The sequence below is a fragment of the Bradyrhizobium sp. SZCCHNR3119 genome (genome assembly GCF_032487775.1).
GTDB lineage: Bacteria > Pseudomonadota > Alphaproteobacteria > Rhizobiales > Xanthobacteraceae > Bradyrhizobium.
In genome coordinates this window covers 1987618-2006340 of the sequence record NZ_JAUEUV010000001.1, presented here as the reverse complement: position 1 = coordinate 2006340, position 18723 = coordinate 1987618, and the positions used below count along the sequence as shown (strand labels likewise).

Sequence of the window (18723 nt, the reverse complement as noted above, 5' to 3'; positions counted from 1 at the left end):
AAAAAGGGCGGCCGCAGGGCCGCCCTTTTCCGTTTGACTGGTCCGCCCTGTGTCCCGGCAGCACGGGCAAGGAGGTTAGATTGAACGCTCAACCCGTCTCCCTCTCCCAAACCGTCCTGCGCGGGCTCGCTTGCCGGTGTCCGCGCTGCGGCCGGGGCAAGCTGTTTTCCGGTTTCCTCAACCTTCGCGGGCGCTGCGAAGTGTGCGAGCTCGATTACGCCTTCATCGACACCGGCGACGGGCCGGCGATCTTCATCATGATGATCGCCGGCGCGATCGTGGTCGGCGCCGCGTTGATCGTCGAGGTGAAATACCAGCCGCCGTTCTGGGTCCACGCGGCGCTGTGGCTGCCATTGATCCTGGTGGTGACGCTGTTGCCGCTGCGGGCGATGAAGTCGCTTCTGATCGCGCTGCAATTCCACCACAAGGCTGCGCCGGGCAAGCTGGTCGATCGCACGCCGCGATGATCGCTCCCGGCGGCCGTGAGTGGGTGTCGGAAGTTCCCACCATGCCGCAACGGCACCGGGACTTCCGCCTCCTGTCAGCGGAGGTGAAGACAAGCCGCATGAGCGTCGCCCGTGACCCATAGCTTTGACGCCCGCATCCGCGCCTTCGCGATCTTCACGATCGTGATGGTCGCGCTGTTCGCCGGCCTCGGTGTCTGGCAACTGCAGCGCAGGGCCGAGAAGCATGCGCTGATCGCGGCACTCACCGAGCGCGTCGCGGCGGCGCCGATCGCGTTGCCGCCATCTTCGGCGTGGCGTGCGCTCAGCGCCGCGAACGACGAATTCCGCCGGGTCACCTTCACTGCGACTTATGCGAAACTGCCGGATGCGATGGTCTATAGCGCGGGCTCGGCCGTGCGCGAGGATGTCTCCGGCTCCGGGACCTGGGCGCTCTTGCCGGCCCGCCTGCCCTCAGGCGAAACGGTGGTGATCGATGCCGGCTTCGTCGCCAACACCATGCAGGAGCGTGGCGTGGAGGATCGCGCGGTGGGGAAGCTCATCACCGGCGAGCCCGTCACCCTCACCGGATATCTGCGTTTCCCGGAAAGCGCCGGCTGGCTGACGCCGGCGGAGAATCGTGAGAAGCGATTGTGGTTCACCCGCGATCATCTGGCGATGGCAAGGACGCTCGGCTGGGGTGAGGTCGCGCCGTTCTATGTCGATCTGGAAGCGCCTGTCCCTGCGAACGGCATCCCCAAACCCGGGCCGCTCACGCCGCATCTGCGCGACGAGCACATGCAATATGCGATCACCTGGTTCGCGCTGGCTGCCGCGCTGGTGATCGCGTTCGTCGTGTGGGTGCGAGGACGACGCTCGCGCGCGAGCTGACGCGCGGCGGCGACACGACGCTGTTAGGATTGATGTCGCCGGGTGATCGCGACCCGCGTGGCCTGGGCGTAAAGCCCCGACATCTGGTCGAGCTGTGCCGTCACGGCAGCGCAGCTCTCGACCCAGCCGGCGAGACCCTCGAACATCGGCGGCAAGGTCTCGGCGCGCAGCTTCGCATAGTCTTCCGTCACTGCGCGGCCCTTCGCGGTGGCGCGGTAGCGCGTCTCCTTGCGCGACGAGCCACCCTCGGTCTCGATCAATCCGGCGCGCGTGAGCTTGCGCGTGGCATATTGCAGATTCGGCACGTCGACCCGGTTGAGCAGCTGTCCGACCTCGGCCAGACGCTTCGGCTCATCGCCCATCCGCACCACGTTGAGAACCGCGACGTCGTCTCCGGTCAGCGGCACTTCGCAGACCGCGGCAAGGCATGAGGCCTTCCAGCGGTAGTAGGACTGCGCCAGCCGCTCCAATGCGAACTCGAAATCCGAGACCCGCCGTTCGGCGTCGGTGCGCGCCAGATGCCAGGTGCCGGCTTCAGCAGCCGACCGCCCCTGCGCCTGCTCAGTCCTCGACTGTGCCGTGGAGCCCATCCTGCGGGATTTCGTCTTTGCCGCGGCTGCGGCGCGCTTGGCCGCCGAGTTCGTCGCCCGTTTCAAAACCTGTCTCCCGCATGCCGCTTCGCACAATGGATGTGCAGCGCATGCTCAATCTCTGCTGTTTACATCCGATATTTTTACATTAAAAATTCAATGAAGAAAACACGAAGCGCGACATCGCTGTGGACGTCTGCGCTGGACACATTGCAGCAGGGGAGCAGGGCCGTGGCCGGACAATGGATCGAGATCGCCGCGCAGGACGGCGGTACGTTCAAGGGTTATCTCGCCGTTCCGGCTTCCGGCTCGGGTCCGGGCATCGTGCTCCTGCAGGAGATCTTCGGCGTCAACGCCTCGATGCGCGCGGTCGCCGACTACTACGCCGAGGAAGGCTACGTGGTGCTGGCGCCGGACCTGTTCTGGCGCTTCGAGCCGGGCATCGAGCTCGGCTATGGCGAAGCGGATTTCGCCAGGGCGTTCGGCTATTACCAGCGCTTCGATGCCAATCTGGCGATCAAGGACACGGCCGACGCGTTGAAGGCGCTGCGCGCGCGTCCCGAATGCAAAGGCAAGGTCGGTGCGCTCGGCTTCTGCCTCGGTGGCAAGCTCGCTTATCTCACGGCGGCGCGTACCGACATTGATTGCGCAGTCTCCTATTACGGCGTCGGCATCGATGCCGACATCGGCGAAGCCAAGGCCATCAAATGCCCGATGGTGTTTCACTTTGCCGAGCTCGACAAGTTTGCCAATGCCGAGGCGCGCGAGATCATCAAGGCCGGTTTCGCCGGGCGCAACGACGTCGAGTTCTATCTCTATCCCGGCTGCGACCACGCCTTCGCCGCGCCGGAGCGCCCCAGCTTCGACAAGCCGGCGACGCTGATGGCGCATTCGCGGTCGATCGCGCTGTTCCGCAAGGTGCTCGGGCCGCATTACGACTTGTCGTCGCTGTGGGATCGCCATACCGAGCTCGAGTTCGCGACCCGCTCGGCGGAGGAGACCATGAAGACGATGGTCGCCGAGCCCTATGTCAACCACATCCCGACCATGACCGGCGGCGTCGGCTACGCGAATCTCCTGCGCTTCTACGCCAACCATTTCATCCCGAAGACGCCCGTCGACACCAAGCTGGTGCCGATCTCGCGCACCATCGGCGCCGACCGTGTCGTCGACGAGATGCTGTTCTGTTTCACCCATGACATCGAGATCGACTGGATGCTGCCCGGCATCCCGCCCACCGGCAAATATGTCGAGATCCCGCTGGTGGCGATCGTGCGCTTCCGCGGCGACAAGCTCTATAACGAGCACATCTATTGGGATCAGGCCTCGGTGCTGGTGCAGATCGGGCTGCTCGACCCATCGAAGCTTCCCGTAGCCGGAATAGAGACGGCCAAGAAGCTGGTCGACGAAGCCCTGCCGTCGAACACCCTGATGGCGCGCTGGTCCGAAAGCGCACCGAAATAGTCGTCCTTCATCGGTGGCGCCCGCAAGGGGCGCCATTCCTTTATCTGGAGTCGCATCACCATGCGTGACATTTCGATCTCCCGTCGGACGCTGCTGCAGCTCGCAGGTGCAGCCGCCCTCCCGCTCACGTCCGGGCTCTCGCTTCAATCTGCGCAAGCCGCCGGGAGCACCTTGACCATCGCCTATAATGTCAACCTGCCCTCCTTCGATCCGACCGTCGGAGCGTCAGCGGTCAATCCGACGATCCAGTCGATCTACCAGGCGATCTTCGATCCCTATATCGGCCAGGCGCCGGATCTTTCCTTCAAGCCCGGCCTGCTCACCAAATGGGGCTGGAACGAGGATCGCACCAAGATCACGATGGAGCTGCGTCAGGGCGCGACCTGGCATGACGGCTCGCCGGTGACGCCGGAGGATGTCGTGTGGTCGCTCACCCGCGCGGCCGATCCGAAGGGCGGCAACCCGATCCAGTTCGTCTGGTCCAAGATCAACAATTTCAAGATCGATGGCCACACCATCACGGCCGATGTCGTCGAATTCGAGCCGGTGCTATTCAAATGGATGGCGTTCCTGACCGGCTATGTGCTGCCGAAGGCCTACTATGAAAAGGTCGGCGCGGAAGGTTTCGAGAAGGCGCCGATCGGCTCGGGGCCGTACAAGGTCGATGCGTTCGAGCGCAACGCGTTCCTGCGGTTGAAGGCGCATCCCACCTATTGGGGACCGAAGCCGGCGTTCGAAACCGTGGTGTTCAAGTTCGTCACCGATCCGACCAGCCGTGTTGCCGAACTCGAATCCGGCGGCTCCGACGTCACCTTCGAGATTCCGTATGAGGAGTTCGACCGGCTGAAGGGCAAGCCGAATCTGGTGGGTCTCACCCAGCCGGTCTCCGATATCGGCATGATCTTCCTGACCGACATCGATCCGATGCTCGACCGCAATGTGCGGCTCGCCGCCAATCACGCCATCGACAAGAAGGCGATCGTCGACAAGCTGCTGCGCGGCTATGGCGTGCCGATCGACACGCTGGAAGCCCCGGGCTATGCCGCCTTCGATCCCACGATCAAGACCGCCTACGATCCGGAGCTGGCCAAGAGCCTGCTCGCCAAGAGCGGCTACTCGCCGCAGAAACCGGTCAAGTTCACCATCCAGACCACGCGCGGCTTCAAGCCGAAAGACTACGAGATGGTCCAGGCGATCGCCGGCATGTGGCGCAAGGTCGGCATCGAAGCCAACATCGAGATCTATGAGATCGCCCAGCATTACGAGCTGCGCGCGCGTCACGCGCTGGCGCCGGCGGCATTCTACAATTGGGGTAATGCGATCGGCGATCCCACCACCTCGACCGGCTTTGCCATGTTCGGCCCGTCGCCGCATTCGGCCTGGAAAGGCAAGGATCTGATCGAGCGTATCGGTCCGCTCTGGGGCGAGAAGGACGAGACCAAGCGCATCGCCGGCTGGAAGGCGGTCGACAAATATATTGCGGAGGAGGGCGAGGTGATCCCGCTGCTGCAATATGTGCAGCCGATCATCCACAAGAAGGGACTCAAGGTCGTGGCGCAGGCGAACGGCATGATCCTGCCGCAACTGGTCAGCCAGGGCTGACGGAAAATTGGGGGCGGCGATGCGTTGGAGCACTGTTCTCAAGCGTGCCGCCCTCGTTCCGCCGACGCTGCTCGGCGTCGGCATCATCGTCTTCGTGCTGTTGCGCGTGGTCCCGGGCGATCCCATCGCCATGATGATTCCGCCGGGCGCATCGAGTGCGGACATCGCGAGGCTCCGTGCGCTGTATGGGCTCGACCAGCCGATCGTGACGCAGTTCATCACCTGGTTCGGCCAGGTGCTGTCGGGCGATTTCGGCCGCTCGATCAGCCTGCATCAGCGCGTGTTCGAGCTGGTGATCGCGCGGTTGCCGGCGACGCTCGAACTGTGTTCGCTCGCCGTCGTCATGGCGCTGCTGCTCGGCGGCATCGTTGCGCTCCTCGGTGTAACTTTCCGCGGCCGCGCCGCCGAATGGCTGGTCGACAGCGGCATCGGACTCTTCCTTGCCATCCCGGATTTCCTCTGGGCCTTGATCCTGTTGCTCGTGTTCGGCGTGCTGGTGCCGCTGCTGCCGATCTCCGGTCGGCTGCGATCCGCAGCGCGAAATCGATTTCTCCACCCATTTCTATCTGCTCGAAAGCCTTGCGACCTTTCGCTTCGATATCGCCGCCGATCTGCTGCGGCATATGCTGCTGCCGGCGCTCGCGCTCGCGCTGCCGTTCGCGGCTTTGGTGGCGCGGCTGTTGAAGGCGCAGCTTGCCGAGGCTGAGGACCAGGACTACGCACAGATCGCGCGAACCCGCGGCTTCTCGCGTGGCACGATCCTGCGCAGCGAGGTGCTGCCGAACGCGCTGATCCCGACCGTGGCGTTCTCGGGCGTGCAGGTCACCTTGCTGCTCGGCGGCACTGTGCTGGTCGAGCGGATCTTCTCGTACGAAGGGATCGGCAACATGGCGATCGACGCCGTCGTCAACCGCGACTTTCCGCTGATCCAGGGGCTGATCCTGACCTTCGCCGTGCTGTTCATCGCGCTCAATCTCGCGGTCGATCTTGTGGTCGCGCTGCTTGATCCGAGGCTGCGCCATGGATGATTGCAATGGCTGATCTCGCAATCAGCGGTCCAATGACGGCGCCAACCGCACGCTGGCGCGGTGCGTTCGTGCGAGGCGGGGCGCGGCTCCGGTGCGGCGGCGCGATCATTGCGTTGTTGGTGCTGATCGCATTGTTGGCGCCGCTGCTCGCGCCGCATGATCCGATCGAGCAGGACTTGTTGTCGGCCCAGCTGCCGCCTGCTTTCATGCACGGAGGCGACGCGTCCTATCCGCTCGGCACCGACAGTCTCGGTCGCTGCGTGTTGTCCCGGCTGATATTCTCAGCCCGCACGGCGCTCGTGGTGGCGCTCGTCGCGGCCCTCCTTGCGGCCATCATCGGCATCGTTCTGGGGCTTGTTGCCGGCGCCTTCGGTGGGGTGCTCGATCAGCTCGTCTCGCGGCTGGTCGATGTCTGGATGGCATTTCCGCCGGTGCTGCTGTCGATCGTGCTTGCCGCCGTGATCGGCGCCGGTCTCACCTCGGTGATCGCAGCCATCGTCGTGGTCGACTGGACGCGCTTTGCCCGGGTCGTTCGCGCCGAGACGATGGCACAGCTGCGGCGCGACTATGCCGCGGCCGCGCGGGTGCTCGGTCTTTCCCGCGGTCAACTGTTGCGGCTGGAGATCCTACCCAATCTCGTGCCGCTGATCGTGACCCTGCTGTCGGTGGAAATGGGGATCGCGATCCTGGTCGAAGTCATTCTTTCCTTCGTCGGCATCTCCGTCGCCGGTGATACCCCGAGCTGGGGTGGCATGATCACGGAGGGCCGGCAGATCATTTATCAGGCGCCTTGGATCATGATGTTTCCAATCGCCTGCGTCATCGCCAGCGTAATCGGCTTCAACCTCCTCGGGGACGGCCTGCGCGCTGCGCTCGATCCGGTGCAGCGCCGATGACCGCCATTCTCACCATCGACAATCTTCATGTCGCGATCGGCAGCAGCAATGTCCTGCGCGGCGTCAGTTTGAGCGTCGAAGCCGGCGAGGTGAGGGGACTGGTTGGCGAGTCCGGTGCCGGTAAATCGATGGTCGGCCGCAGCATCTTCGGTCTGTTGCCGGCGAAGGCCGCGGTTGCGGCGGGCGGCATCACCTTCGAAGGCCGTGATCTCCTTACCATGCCGGAGCGGGAGCGCCGCAGCCTGCTCGGTCGCCGCATCGCGCTGATCCCGCAGGATCCGATGACCTCGCTCAATCCGGTCAAGCGGATCGGTGCACAAATGGGCGCGATCCTGCAGCATCACCTCAATCTGTCCAAGCGCGCCGCGCACGATCGCGCCGCTGCGTTGCTGGCCGAAGTCGCGATCCGCGATCCCTCCCGGGTGCTCGAGCTCTATCCGCATGAGCTGTCGGGCGGCATGCGCCAGCGCGTCCTGATTGCGATGGCGTTCGCCTGCGATCCCGCGCTGGTGATTGCCGATGAGCCGACCACCGCACTCGACGTTACGGTGCAGCGCCAGGTGCTGCAGCTCGTCGAGCGGCTGCGGCTGCGCCATGGCGCTGCGATCCTGTTCGTGACCCATGATCTCGGCGTCGTCGCGAAGATCTGCCGCAGCATGACCGTGCTGCATGCGGGCCGCGTGCTCGAAGACGGCGCGACTGCCGATGTGCTGGCCAGGCCTCGCCATGCCTATACCCGGGCGCTGCTGGCAGCGACGCCGCGGGCCGACCGGCCCGCTGAGGCGTTGAAGCCGGTGCCGCCGTCCTTGATCGAGAGCCTGTGGGCCGAGGCTTATAGGCTCGACCAGCAGATGGCGGCGAGGCCGGCATGAGCGACGTCCTGCTCCGCACCGGCCAGCTCGGCTTCGCCTATCCGGAGCGGGGCGCGTCGCTGTTTCGCAAGGCGCCCATGCGTGAGGTGATCAGGCGCGTCGATCTGGCAGTGCCACGCGGCACGGTGCTCGGGCTCGTGGGCGAATCCGGCTCGGGCAAGACCACGCTAGGCCGGCTTTTGGTGCGGCTGCTGGAGCCGACCTCCGGCGGCATCCAGTTCGACGGCATCGAACTCAGCCATCTCACGGAAGCAGCGTTGCGGCCGCTGCGGATGCGGATCCAGATGATCTTTCAGGATCCTCAGTCCTCGCTCAATCCACGGCTGCCGCTCGCGGTGACCCTGACCCGGCAGCTCGAAATCTATGGCCGGCTGAAGGGACGGCGTGCCAGGCGTGATCGTGCTGCCGCGTTGCTCGATCTGGTGGGCTTGCCGACCTCCTTCGTCGACCGTTATCCGCACGAATTGTCCGGCGGCCAGCGCCAGCGCGCTGGTATCGCGCGGGCGCTGGCGCTCGAGCCCGATTTCATCGTCGCCGACGAGATCGTCTCCGGGCTCGACGTCTCGACCCAGGCCCATATCCTGCTGCTGTTGAAGGAGCTCCGTGCCAAGCTCGGGCTGACCGTCGTCTTCATCAGCCACGATCTTTCCGTCATCCGCGTGCTCTGCGACGATGTCGCGATCCTGCAGGCAGGCGAAGTGGTCGAGCAGGGACCTGTGGCGCGCATCTTCAGCCATCCGCAGCACGCCTACACGCGTCAGCTGCTCGCAGCCATTCCCTTGCCGGATGTCGAGCCCGGCTGGCTCGATGATCCGACCTCCACCGCGCTCCTCCAGCAGCAAGGATCAGCCGCATGACAGCGACCATCAAGGATTCTGTCGTCTTCATCACCGGCGCCACCGGCGCGATCGCGCAGGCCCTCATCGCCGGCTTGCTCGCGCGCGGCGCCGCCAAGGTCTACGCGGCCGCACGCGACGTCACGCGCGTTACGGCGTCCGAGCGGGTCGTGCCCGTTAAGCTCGACGTCGCCAGCGACACGGATGTCACTGCCGCCGCAGCGCTCGCGACCGACGTGACCTTGCTGATCAACAATGCCGGCGTCAACCACAACACGGCGTTGCTGCTCGCGCCGGATCTTGCGATTGCGCGCGAGGAGATCGAGATCAACTATCTCGCACCGCTGCGCCTTGCCCGCGCCTTTGCACCGGCACTGATCAAGAACAGCGGCGCCATGCTCAACATCCTCACCATTCTCGCCCGAGTCAATCTGCCGTTCATGGGCTCCTATTGCGCTTCGAAAGCGGCGGCGCTCAGCCTGACGCAGGGTTTGCGCGGCGAGCTTGCGCCCAAGGGCGTCCGCGTCGTCGCCGCGCTGCCCGGCGCGGTCGATACGCGCATGACCGCAGGCCTGCCCATTCCAAAGATGACGACCGAGGAAGCCGCGCGCGAGATCCTCGACGGCTTCGAAGCCGGCGAGGAGGACATCTATGTCGGCGAGATGGCGAAAGGCCTCGCCGCCGGCCTCGCGCGGGATCACAAGGCGGTGGAGCGGCAATTGGCATCTCCGGCTTAGGCAGCGGGTACCGGATCTCATTGGAGTAGGAGTCGATCATGAAGACATTCGGAATTGTACGAACCGCTCTCGTTGCTCTCGCGCTCTCATCCACCTCCGCCTTCGCCGACTCGATCCCCGGCCTCCGGGGCCATGACCACACCGGCATCACGGTGCCCGACGTGAAGGCAGCCACGGCCTTCTTCACCGACGTGATCGGCTGCAAGCACGCGATGTCCTTCGGGCCGTTCTCGGACGACAAGGGCACGTTCATGCAGGACGTCGTCAACGTGCATCCGCGCGCCAAGATCGACGAGATCAGCATGGTCCGCTGTGGCTATGGTTCGAACATCGAGCTGTTCCAGTACGAGGCACCCGACCAGGCCAAGGTGCTTCCCAAGAACAGCGACATCGGCGGCCATCACATCGCGCTCTATGTCGACGACATCGGCGCTGCTGCCACCTATCTGAAGTCCAAGGGCGTGAGGACGCTGCAGGGGCCGATTCCGATCAGCGAGGGACCGGCGGCCGGCCAATCGATCCTGTATTTCTTCACGCCGTGGGGCCTGCAGATGGAGCTGATCAGCTATCCCAAGGGCATGGCCTACGAGAAGAGCGCAACCACGCTGTTGTGGTCGACGACGGAGCCGCAGAAATAAGCCGCTTTCAGTCGATGAGAAATTTCGCCATTGCCCGAGGTCGGCGACCTAAGTTCAATCGTCATCCCCGCGCAAGCGGGGATCCATAAGCACAGGCCGTTGTTGTCACGCAAGCTGGTGCGACGGTATCGTCGATGATCGGCGTCTCTGGAATATGGGTCCCGGCTCAAGGGCCGGGACGACATTGATGCATGTGGCGAGCCTGACCGCTCGAACGAGCGGACGCGCTGATTGCCCTCGCGGGGGCCTGCCCGCAACTCGGCGATTATTTCCGCACAAGTGTGGATCCATAACTCAGGCGTTGCTGCGCGATTTGCGCGGCGGTTCGCCGGTGACCGGCGTCCTGGCATATGGGGTGCGGCAGGTAGGGGGGCCATGCCGTCATGCCTTCGGCATTGACCGCCACCGCAATTGGCCTATCTCTGTGGCATCGCACCACCCACTGATCGGACCTCTCATGACCGCACACCAGCGCAACCTTGAAGCCGCCATCGATCCCGTCAAGCTCGACCGCCTCGCGGAGGTGGCGGTGAAGGTTGGCCTGCGGCTGCAGCCGGGGCAGGATCTGTTGCTGACGGCGCCCTCGGTCGCGCTGCCGCTGGTGCGCAAAGTCGCGGAACATGCCTACAAGGCCGGTGCCGGCATCGTGACCTCGTTTTTCTCCGACGAGGAGCTGACGTTGGCGCGCTATCGCTTCGGCCAGGACGCCAGTTTCGATCGTGCCGCCGACTGGCTCTATCAGGGCATGGCCAAAGCATTCTCGGAAAACACCGCGCGACTGGCGATCGTCGGCGACAATCCGATGCTGCTGTCCGGTCAGGATCCGGCCAAGGTGGCGCGCGCCAGCAAAGCCAATTCCAAGGCGTACCAGCCCGCGTTGGAGAAGATCACCAATTTCGAGACCAACTGGAACATCATCGCCTATCCGAGTGCCTCCTGGGCCAAGCTGGTGTTCCCTGATGTGCCGGAGGAGGTCGCGGTGGCAAAGCTTGCCGATGCGATCTTCTCAGCCTCCCGCGTCGATCACGACGGCGCGGTTGTCGCCTGGGAGCGGCACAATGCGGTGCTGCGCGAGCGCACCGACTGGCTGAACGGGCAGCGCTTCCACGCCTTGCATTATACCGGTCCCGGCATGGATCTGACGATCGGACTGGCCGACGGTCATGAATGGGAAGGCGGGGCCTCGACGGCGAAGAACGGCATTACCTGCAACGCCAACATTCCGACGGAAGAGGTGTTCACGACGCCGCATTGCCGCCGCGTCTCAGGCCATGTCGTCAGCTCCAAGCCGCTGTCCTATCAGGGCACGCTGATCGACAATATCCAGGTCAAGTTCGAGGACGGCCGCATCGTCGAAGCCAAGGCGTCGCGGGGCGAAGAGGTGCTGAACAAGGTGCTCGACACCGACGAGGGCGCGCGCCGGCTCGGCGAAGTGGCTCTGGTGCCGCATTCCTCGCCGATCTCGAAGAGCGGGCTTCTGTTCTACAACACGCTGTTCGACGAGAACGCTGCTTCGCACATTGCGCTTGGCCAGTGCTACTCGAAGTGTTTCATCGACGGCACTAAGCTCAGCCAACAGCAGATCGCAGCGCAAGGCGGCAATCAGAGCCTGATCCATATCGACTGGATGATCGGCTCGGCCGACACCGACATCGACGGCATCCGTGCCGATGGCAGTCGGGTGCCGGTGTTCCGTAAAGGCGAGTGGGCCTGACGGTGATCAGGGCCGGATTGAACCTCAGTCCGGCCCTGCACTGCGGCTGAAATGGTTCCGCACAAGCAGGATCGCGCGACGCGGCCTTATTGCTTGGTGCTCGCCGCTTCGGTCGGCTTGGCGCTGGCAGCCTCGGTGCCTTCGACCGTGACTGTGATCCGCTCGGACATCACCGGCGTCTTGTGCGCAATGTGGCTCCAGTCGCCGAGCACGAGCTGCAAAGTATGCTTGCCCGGTGACAGCTTGACCGAGGCTTCGGTCTGGCCTTTGCCGAAGTGCACATGATGCTCGTCCATCGGAATGGCTTCATTGAGCGCGTCGCCTTCGAGCGGCGGCGCATCGATGAAGAGGTGATGGTGGCCGGTATTCGGCGCCTCGGTGCCGGCCGGCGCGATGCCCATCGCCGACAGGCCGAACCGGATCAGGACCGGCGAGGTCACCGTGTCGCCGTCCTTCAGATTGATGAAATAAGCCTTGGCTCCCTCGGGCGCCGGCGTCTCACCGGCACTGGCAATCGTGGCGGTCGAGAGCACCATGGCGAGCGCGAGTGTCATTCGTCGCATTGCGCGAGTCCTTCATTGGCGAATGGAAAGCAAATCATTAAGCGAGATCCGTGACGCAGCCATGATCCCGTGCCGACCATCGCTCGCGCCGCAGCATGGAGTAGGACGGCTTGGTGCGGCGTAGTCACGGATAAATTGTGGCGGCTGCGCGGCCGTGTCGAAATTGAGATTGCGTGATGCGGCGGCTGGTCGCGGCCAATGCGCCGCATTTTAGCCGATGACGTAAGCCGGCCTTAATCGCATGTGTCTAATTGTTGCTGATCCGGCCGCATTCTCCGGCCGGTCATTTCATTCCCATTGTCCTTTGAGGTCTTGATGCGCCCTTTCATTGAAACCGCCAATCTGAACGTCGATCTGAAGCCTGCGCCGATCGAGCCCTCCTGGATCATCGAAGGCAACCCGCAGGCGACCTCCTGCACGGTGGCATACAGCTCCGATGGCATCGGCTGCGCCATCGTCTGGCACTGCACCGAGGGCAAGTTCAATTGGCATTATGATTTCGACGAGACCATCCTGATCCTGGAAGGCTCGATCGTGCTGGAGAGTGCGGATATGGCGCCGAAGCGCTATGGCCCGGGCGATGTGATCTTCTTCAGGGACGGCGCACATGCCAGATGGCATGTCGAAGGCCATGTCAAGAAGCTCGCCTACTGCCAGAAGACGCAGCCTTATCTGGTGGGCCTCGCCGGGCGCGCGATCAACAAGCTGAAGCGCATGCTCACCGCGCCGAACGGCCGCCGCGGCTCGAGCCTGGCCGAAGCCTAGGCCTGCAGGCAGCGGACGGCGCGCCGGTTCACACCCCGTCGAGGATGATCACGGTCGGCGTTGCGGGCAGCGACTCGCGGGAGATCTTCAACGTCCGCTCGCTGCGGCGGTCGATCTCGAACTCCTGGCCGATCCTGCGCATGAAGTCGTCGAGCGGTGTCGCGAACCGGTGCATCGGCAGCACGACGGAGGCGCGCAGCCGCTTGGTGATCTCCGAGATGCCGTCGAGCGACATCGTATAGGTGCCGTCGATCGGCACCATCACGATGTCGAGGCGGCCGATCGCAGCGAAATGCGTCTCGTCGAGCTTGACGTGGAGGTGGCCGAGATGGCCGATGCAGAGGCCGGCAACCTCGAAGATGAAGATCGAGTTGCCGTCCTTGATCATGTCGAGACCGCTCGTGTCGCCATAATAGCGGCGGATGTCCGTCGTGACGTTGCGGATCAGGACATCACCGATGCGCTCGAAGATCTCCGCCTTCTTGCCGTCTTCGCCCCAGCCGTGCAGCACATGCGGGATGCGCGGATCCGGTGCTAGCGTATAGTGTGTGGAGTGCGCCCGATTCATCGTGACGACGTCGGGCAGGCGGCCGACCTGATAGGCACCGCTATAATCGGTCGCGATGCGGACGCCGCCGGGCGTGTCGATGAAATAGGTCGAGTGGCCGGCATAGGTGATCGTCACCTCGCCCGTGTCCGCCGCCGCGCGCCGCAGGCTGACGGGCACCGCGCGCGGTCCGCCCGCCATCGCCAGACACTCGCTGCTGCGCGGCGCCTGCTGGGCGAAGGCGGCAGCACCCATCATGAGCAGTGAAAGCAGGGCCGACAGCGCGCGCAGCATAGCGATCCTCTCGGACGAACGATGCACTGTAGCGCTCCTTGCAGGAACGCACTACGCTGATGACATCAAGAGCTTGTCAGAGGCGTAGGCAACGAAGGCAATAGGAGCATCGGATGAGCGGTCAGCCGGGGATGGGGCGGGCGTCGTCGTCTACGCGATTGGGGCCGATCCGGCAGATCGACGCCGGTGTGCTCAGCGTTGCGTATCATGAGGCTGGCCCTGCTGACGGTCCCGCCGTGCTGCTGCTGCACGGCTTCCCCTATGACATCCACTCCTATGTCGATGTCGCGCCCCTGTTGGCTGCTGAGGGATGCCGCGTCGTCGTGCCCTATCTCCGCGGCTACGGTCCGACCCGCTTCCGGGAGGCGGCTGCGCCACGCTCCGGCGAACAGGCGGCCATCGGTGCCGACCTGATCGCGCTGATGGATGCGCTGGCGATTCCGCGCGCGGTGTTTGCGGGCTACGATTGGGGCGGCCGCGCGGCCTGCGTGGGCGCTGCGCTGTGGCCGGAGCGCTGCACCGGGCTGGTCTCGGTCAACGGCTATTTGATCCAGGATATCGCAAGAGCGATGCGCCCCGCGCCCGTCGCGCGCGAGGTCGGTTATTGGTACCAATGGTACTTCCAGATCGAACGCGGCCGCGCCGGGCTTGCGGCCAATCGGCGCGAGATCGCGCGCACCCTGTGGGCGCTGTGGTCGCCCAACTGGGCCTTCGACGACGAGACCTTCGATCGCACGGCGGTGGCGTTCGACAATCCCGACTACGTCGATATCGTGATCCACAGCTATCGCCATCGCTACGGCTTGGCTGCAGGCGATCCGCGTTATGCCGAGATCGAGCGCAGACTGGCGGCACAACCGGTCATCGAAGTACCGACGATCACGCTCGATCCCGCCGGCGACGGCGTGTCTCCGGCAACGGATGGAACGGCGCAGGCGGCGCGCTTTGCCGACCGCCGCGCCCATCGCGTGATCCCGCGCGCCGGTCATAATCTTCCGCAGGAGGAGCCTGAGGCGTTTGCGGCAGCCGTGCTCGAACTGGCCAAGGGATGATCTGGTCGCCTCGATCGATCTCGCCTTGATCAGTCTCGTTCTGGTCAGGTCGGCTTTGGGCTGAGCTTCCAGGTCGCTCCCAGCAACCCTGCGGTCATCGCGCCGCAAATCAGCCCGGCTCCAGGAAGAATCAGTATCAACGCTGCGGTCGCGGCCCAGCCGATCGAGGAAAAGGCTTCGGCGAAGGTGGCGAGACGCGACGAGGTCTGGCGGCGGCGGAATTGGCTGCGCCGTGCCTGCACCCTGAACCAGAGCTGGATTGCGGTCGAGGAGATGGTTGCAGCGAGCACGCCGCAGCCGGTCACCGTGGCCTGCCAGGGCGCGAGCCAGGCCAAGGCCGCCAGCAACGGGGCAAAGATGACGGCGATCGCGATCAGCACCACCTCGATCTTGGCGCGAACGACGCGCGCGGCTGCTAACGGGGCGGTGGCGACGAACTCCGGCGCGTCCTCGCCGGAGATGGTCAGCCAGGCAAGCCCGCCGGCGAGTTGGCCTGCCGCCATCACGATGACGGGCGTGATCAGAACGATCGCGGTGGAGCTGTCGGAATAGCTGCGCCACAACAGCAGTGCCGGCGGCACCAGATAGAGCAGCTGCATCAATGTCTGCGAGATCAGCCATGGGTCGCGCTTGAGCAGCATGAATTCCTTGCGACGCAGCGCCTGCTGACGCGAGCCGCCGCGAAAGGTCCGGACCCGCGCGCCCGCCCGGCTTGCGACCCCTTGCGCGGCTGCGCTGATCGCAGTGTCGGCAAAGCGCGGCGAGAGGATCGCCATCACGATGCCGAGCAGAAGCAGGCTCGCCGCGAGCAGCCACAGAAGGGCGCCGACGTCGCCGGCCACCGCGCGCGCCGGCAGCCAGATGAAGCTGCCGGGATCCGGAGCGATCGCGGCTGCGGCGTCGGAGGTCAGGATGGCAAAGCGGGACAGTGTGCCATAGGAGACGATGGCGGCGATCTGCAGCAGGATGACGAAGCCCGCGCCGATCACGGCAGCCAGAATCTGCGCCACCAGGCGTGTGCGCGCCGGGCCGATCAGGCGGAACAGCAGGATCGTGATCGCGATCGCCAGTGCGGCGGCAGAGAGGCCGACCGCGGCCACGACGACGAAGGCAGAAAGCCAGCGCATGCCGCCCTCGAGCAGCAGCACATCGACGAACGGAGTCGCCAGCAACAGGGCCATGCTGGTGACTGATAGAGCGATCGCGGCGATCCGCACCGAAAATATCTCGGGCAGGCGAACCGGCGAGGACATGATGAGATCGAGGTCCGCGCGGGCGTAAAACACGCGGGTGACGGACTCGATCGCCTGCGAGAGCATCAAGGCCCAGGACAGCAGCACGGTGGCCGTGATCACGATCAGTGCGGTCTTGTCGAGCGGCGGCTTCAGATCCGCATAGCGGCCGACCACGGCCCAGGCCGGCAGGTGCAGGATGATGCCGAAGAACAGCAGGGCGATCAGGGCAACACGCGCCCGCCGCTGGCGGCCGGCGGTGATCATGGCGAGCCATTCGCGCCAGGCCAGCCGTAGCTCGTGGCGGGCGAACCAGGCGAGCGTTGTCGCCCGTGTCATGCAGCCGCCTCGACGTCGACCAGGGCGATGAACAGCTCTTCGAGGCTGGTATCGGTGCGGCCGTTCTGCTGACGCAACTCGGTCAGCGTCCCTTCGGCAACCAGGCGTCCGGCCGCGATCACCCCAATCCGGTCGGCCATCCGCTCAGCGACCTCGAGGATATGCGTAGTCATGATCACGGTCCCGCCCCGGCGCACGCGCTCGGCCAGCAGCCCCTTCACATGACGGGCGGACACGGCGTCCAGTCCGGTGAGCGGCTCGTCCAGAATAATCAGGCGGGGATCGTGGACCAGGGCGCCGGCAAGCGCCACCTTCTGGCGCATGCCCTTTGAAAAGCCTTCGCAACGCTCGTGCAGGTGCCGTTCCAGGCCCAGCGAGACCAGAAGCTCATGCGCCCTCGGGCCCGCGGTCGTGGGGTCGATGCCCCAGAGTCCGGCGACGAATTCGAGATATTCCAGCGGCGTCAGCTTGTCGTAGATCATCGGCTCGTCGGAGACCCACGCCATCACCTGCTTGGCCGCGATGGGATCGCGGAGCGCGTCGATGCCGAAAATCTCGACCTCCCCGGAATCGGGCCGCAGCAGCCCGGCCACCATGCGCAAGGTAGTGGTCTTGCCGGCGCCGTTCGGGCCGACGAGCGCATAGAACTCGCCACCTCGTACCGAAAGATCGAGCCCGTCCACTGCCGGGCGGTCAAAGCATTTGGTCAATCCTCGCACCGCGAGGGCTGCGGAGTCCGATGTCATGATGGCAGGCGATCCCATTGAGTTCGCATCGGTAGGCTCGGACCGAAGACGTTTCGGCGGATATCCTCGCGTCCAAGTCAGGCTGCGAGAAGGCCGGTACCCTGGCCTCCTGCGGAGGAAACACGTCGGACTAATCCAGCACGGCCAGTCTGAGGGGCAGGGCGATCGATGCTGCGCCATCGGGCAATTCGGCCTGTGCGACCAGCGGCATGTCTGTGTATTTCGCAATGCCGCCATCGTCGATCACGAACAGCGGACGGACATTCCTGGCATCGGCGTCCTCGACCATCGCCATGCGCTGGTTGTCGAGCATCAGCCAGTGGCCGTCCAACCGTGCCGCGGCGATCGCATGATCTTCGCCACTGAGGGTGTCCCGCATGATGACGATCCGGAGGTCATCCGACTCTATCCCAGCCAAGCGCAGAGCGGCATATTTGGCGATCGCATAGTCTTCGCAATCGCCGGCACCGTGAACGAAAGTCTCGATCGGAGGGCTCCAGACGTCCTCTTCGCCATATTCGGCCAAGTCGCTCGCCGGCTTGATCGCGAGATTGATGGCACGGTTGATTTCGCCGAAGCGGGCGCGCCCTTCGCGGATGCGGCCCTGGTCGACAATGGCAAGGAAGCGCAGGGCGGCAGGCGAGACGCAGCGATCGCGGTCGCCATCGCAAAGTGCAAGCTGCACCTGTTCGTCGGCGAGCTGACGCATCAGCTTCAGCCATTTGTCCTGCAGCGGTCCGTCGAGGATTTCAGCCTTGTCGAGGCCGAAGGGCTCCAATGGAAAAGGAGCGACATCGGCGAGCCCACCCGGTTGTCCGATCGGGCCGGCGAACAGGTTCGCCGTTCCGCAGGCCCACAACACGACGCCCACAAGCACCGCGATCGGCGCGCGGACGCGAGCCAGAACAGTCATCCGACACCCCCATATCCGGCCGCGGTGCGCGCTCGGTTACGCGGGACCTGACCGGTTCATTTCGGGGAGCGATGATGACGGGCGGCAATTTTGGCCCGCTTAAAGGCTGGCCTTTCGAAGACGGAAAGCTGCGATCAAGCTGAATCGCCGGTTGCCACAGTCCACAGAATGCGGCGGATCAGCAATGAGCCACCTCCTTATACCGACGCATGCAGGCTGTTGCTCGTCTGGTGGTTGTAACGGCGCGGCATTTTGCAGAAATAGCTAACTTGATCAGTTTTATTAACTGTAAGCCAGTTCACAGTTTTGCGGCGGAAAATCACTCATAAGAATGCAGAAATTCGCAAGATGAAGTCGTTTCAAGTATTTTGATCGGTCAAAATATTGGCGAGTGCTGGTCGATTTCAAATCGTTACCTGAAAATATTCAGCGCCAACGTCGCGTAAGTGGAAGGAATAGTGAGTTACTCTAGCGAAATACGGACAAAGTACGGCTATGGCGGCGTTGCTGGTCCGATGCGGCACAAGCTGAAGATGGTTCCGCGAGCCAAACGCTGGTGAT

The 18723-nt window shown here is 64.4% G+C and carries 18 protein-coding genes and 1 pseudogene; 13 read left to right on the top strand and 6 right to left on the bottom strand.

The window, feature by feature from the left end:
• Positions 1–80: 80 nt before the first annotated feature.
• Positions 81–467 carry a DUF983 domain-containing protein gene (locus tag QX034_RS09500; RefSeq protein WP_315702815.1) on the top strand — a complete coding sequence of 129 codons (387 nt, stop codon included), beginning with the start codon at positions 81–83 and terminating at the stop codon, positions 465–467.
• Between the two features lie 165 nt (positions 468–632).
• The gene (locus QX034_RS09495; RefSeq protein ID WP_315745214.1) at positions 633–1334 is read left to right on the top strand and encodes an SURF1 family protein; all 702 of its coding nucleotides are present in this window, start codon (positions 633–635) and stop codon (positions 1332–1334) included.
• A gap of 23 nt (positions 1335–1357) precedes the next feature.
• Here QX034_RS09495 and QX034_RS09490 read toward each other — a convergent pair whose 3' ends face one another.
• Complete coding sequence (locus tag QX034_RS09490) at positions 1358–1990, bottom strand: MarR family transcriptional regulator (protein WP_315702816.1); 633 nt, start codon at positions 1988–1990, stop codon at positions 1358–1360.
• A gap of 165 nt (positions 1991–2155) precedes the next feature.
• Between QX034_RS09490 and QX034_RS09485 the strand changes: the two genes are divergently transcribed.
• The 9 genes and pseudogenes from QX034_RS09485 to QX034_RS09445 all read left to right on the top strand — a co-directional run bounded on the left by QX034_RS09485 (position 2156) and on the right by QX034_RS09445 (position 11711).
• Positions 2156–3388 carry a dienelactone hydrolase family protein gene (locus QX034_RS09485; protein ID WP_315745176.1) on the top strand — a complete coding sequence of 411 codons (1233 nt, stop codon included), beginning with the start codon at positions 2156–2158 and terminating at the stop codon, positions 3386–3388.
• A 60-nt stretch (positions 3389–3448) separates the two neighbouring features.
• Positions 3449–4990, top strand: a complete 1542-nt coding sequence (locus QX034_RS09480; RefSeq protein WP_315702818.1) for an ABC transporter substrate-binding protein — start codon at positions 3449–3451, stop codon at positions 4988–4990.
• Between the two features lie 19 nt (positions 4991–5009).
• Positions 5010–6018: pseudogene (locus QX034_RS09475) on the top strand (ABC transporter permease).
• A 5-nt stretch (positions 6019–6023) separates the two neighbouring features.
• The gene (locus tag QX034_RS09470) at positions 6024–6914 is read left to right on the top strand and encodes an ABC transporter permease (protein WP_315702820.1); all 891 of its coding nucleotides are present in this window, start codon (positions 6024–6026) and stop codon (positions 6912–6914) included.
• A complete protein-coding gene (locus tag QX034_RS09465) occupies positions 6911–7786 on the top strand; it encodes an ABC transporter ATP-binding protein (protein ID WP_315702821.1) in 876 nt (291 codons plus the stop codon). Before QX034_RS09470 ends, QX034_RS09465 begins: the two co-directional genes overlap by 4 nt.
• A complete protein-coding gene (locus QX034_RS09460; RefSeq protein ID WP_315702822.1) occupies positions 7783–8643 on the top strand; it encodes an ATP-binding cassette domain-containing protein in 861 nt (286 codons plus the stop codon). Before QX034_RS09465 ends, QX034_RS09460 begins: the two co-directional genes overlap by 4 nt.
• The gene (locus QX034_RS09455) at positions 8640–9359 is read left to right on the top strand and encodes an SDR family oxidoreductase (RefSeq protein WP_315702823.1); all 720 of its coding nucleotides are present in this window, start codon (positions 8640–8642) and stop codon (positions 9357–9359) included. The genes QX034_RS09460 and QX034_RS09455 overlap by 4 nt, the downstream gene beginning before the upstream one ends.
• A gap of 38 nt (positions 9360–9397) precedes the next feature.
• On the top strand, positions 9398–9997 hold the full coding sequence (locus QX034_RS09450) for a VOC family protein (RefSeq protein WP_315702824.1): 600 nt from the start codon (positions 9398–9400) through the stop codon (positions 9995–9997).
• A gap of 457 nt (positions 9998–10454) precedes the next feature.
• Positions 10455–11711: an aminopeptidase gene (locus QX034_RS09445; RefSeq protein ID WP_315702825.1), complete on the top strand. Its 1257-nt coding sequence runs from the start codon at positions 10455–10457 to the stop codon at positions 11709–11711.
• A gap of 86 nt (positions 11712–11797) precedes the next feature.
• On the opposite strand, the gene QX034_RS09440 is transcribed toward QX034_RS09445, so the two are convergent.
• Positions 11798–12274, bottom strand: coding sequence for a DUF4399 domain-containing protein (locus QX034_RS09440; protein WP_315702826.1), 477 nt, complete (start codon positions 12272–12274; stop codon positions 11798–11800).
• Between the two features lie 315 nt (positions 12275–12589).
• On the opposite strand from QX034_RS09440, the gene QX034_RS09435 reads away from it, so the two are divergent.
• Positions 12590–13039 (top strand): cupin domain-containing protein, encoded by a 450-nt coding sequence (locus QX034_RS09435; RefSeq protein WP_315702827.1) that lies wholly within the window; start codon positions 12590–12592, stop codon positions 13037–13039.
• Positions 13040–13067: 28 nt separating this feature from the next.
• Here QX034_RS09435 and QX034_RS09430 read toward each other — a convergent pair whose 3' ends face one another.
• The gene (locus QX034_RS09430) at positions 13068–13880 is read right to left on the bottom strand and encodes an MBL fold metallo-hydrolase (protein ID WP_315703183.1); all 813 of its coding nucleotides are present in this window, start codon (positions 13878–13880) and stop codon (positions 13068–13070) included.
• Positions 13881–13993: 113 nt separating this feature from the next.
• Here QX034_RS09430 and QX034_RS09425 point away from each other — a divergent pair, with 113 nt between their 5' ends.
• Positions 13994–14932, top strand: a complete 939-nt coding sequence (locus QX034_RS09425; RefSeq protein WP_315702828.1) for an alpha/beta hydrolase — start codon at positions 13994–13996, stop codon at positions 14930–14932.
• Between the two features lie 44 nt (positions 14933–14976).
• On the opposite strand, the gene QX034_RS09420 is transcribed toward QX034_RS09425, so the two are convergent.
• The 3 genes from QX034_RS09420 to QX034_RS09410 all read right to left on the bottom strand — a co-directional run bounded on the left by QX034_RS09420 (position 14977) and on the right by QX034_RS09410 (position 18162).
• Positions 14977–16503 (bottom strand): permease, encoded by a 1527-nt coding sequence (locus QX034_RS09420; RefSeq protein ID WP_315702829.1) that lies wholly within the window; start codon positions 16501–16503, stop codon positions 14977–14979.
• Positions 16500–17249 carry an ABC transporter ATP-binding protein gene (locus tag QX034_RS09415; protein ID WP_315702830.1) on the bottom strand — a complete coding sequence of 250 codons (750 nt, stop codon included), beginning with the start codon at positions 17247–17249 and terminating at the stop codon, positions 16500–16502. The genes QX034_RS09420 and QX034_RS09415 overlap by 4 nt, the downstream gene beginning before the upstream one ends.
• Positions 17250–17379: 130 nt before the next feature.
• Positions 17380–18162 (bottom strand): transglutaminase-like cysteine peptidase, encoded by a 783-nt coding sequence (locus QX034_RS09410; protein ID WP_315702831.1) that lies wholly within the window; start codon positions 18160–18162, stop codon positions 17380–17382.
• Positions 18163–18723: the final 561 nt, after the last annotated feature.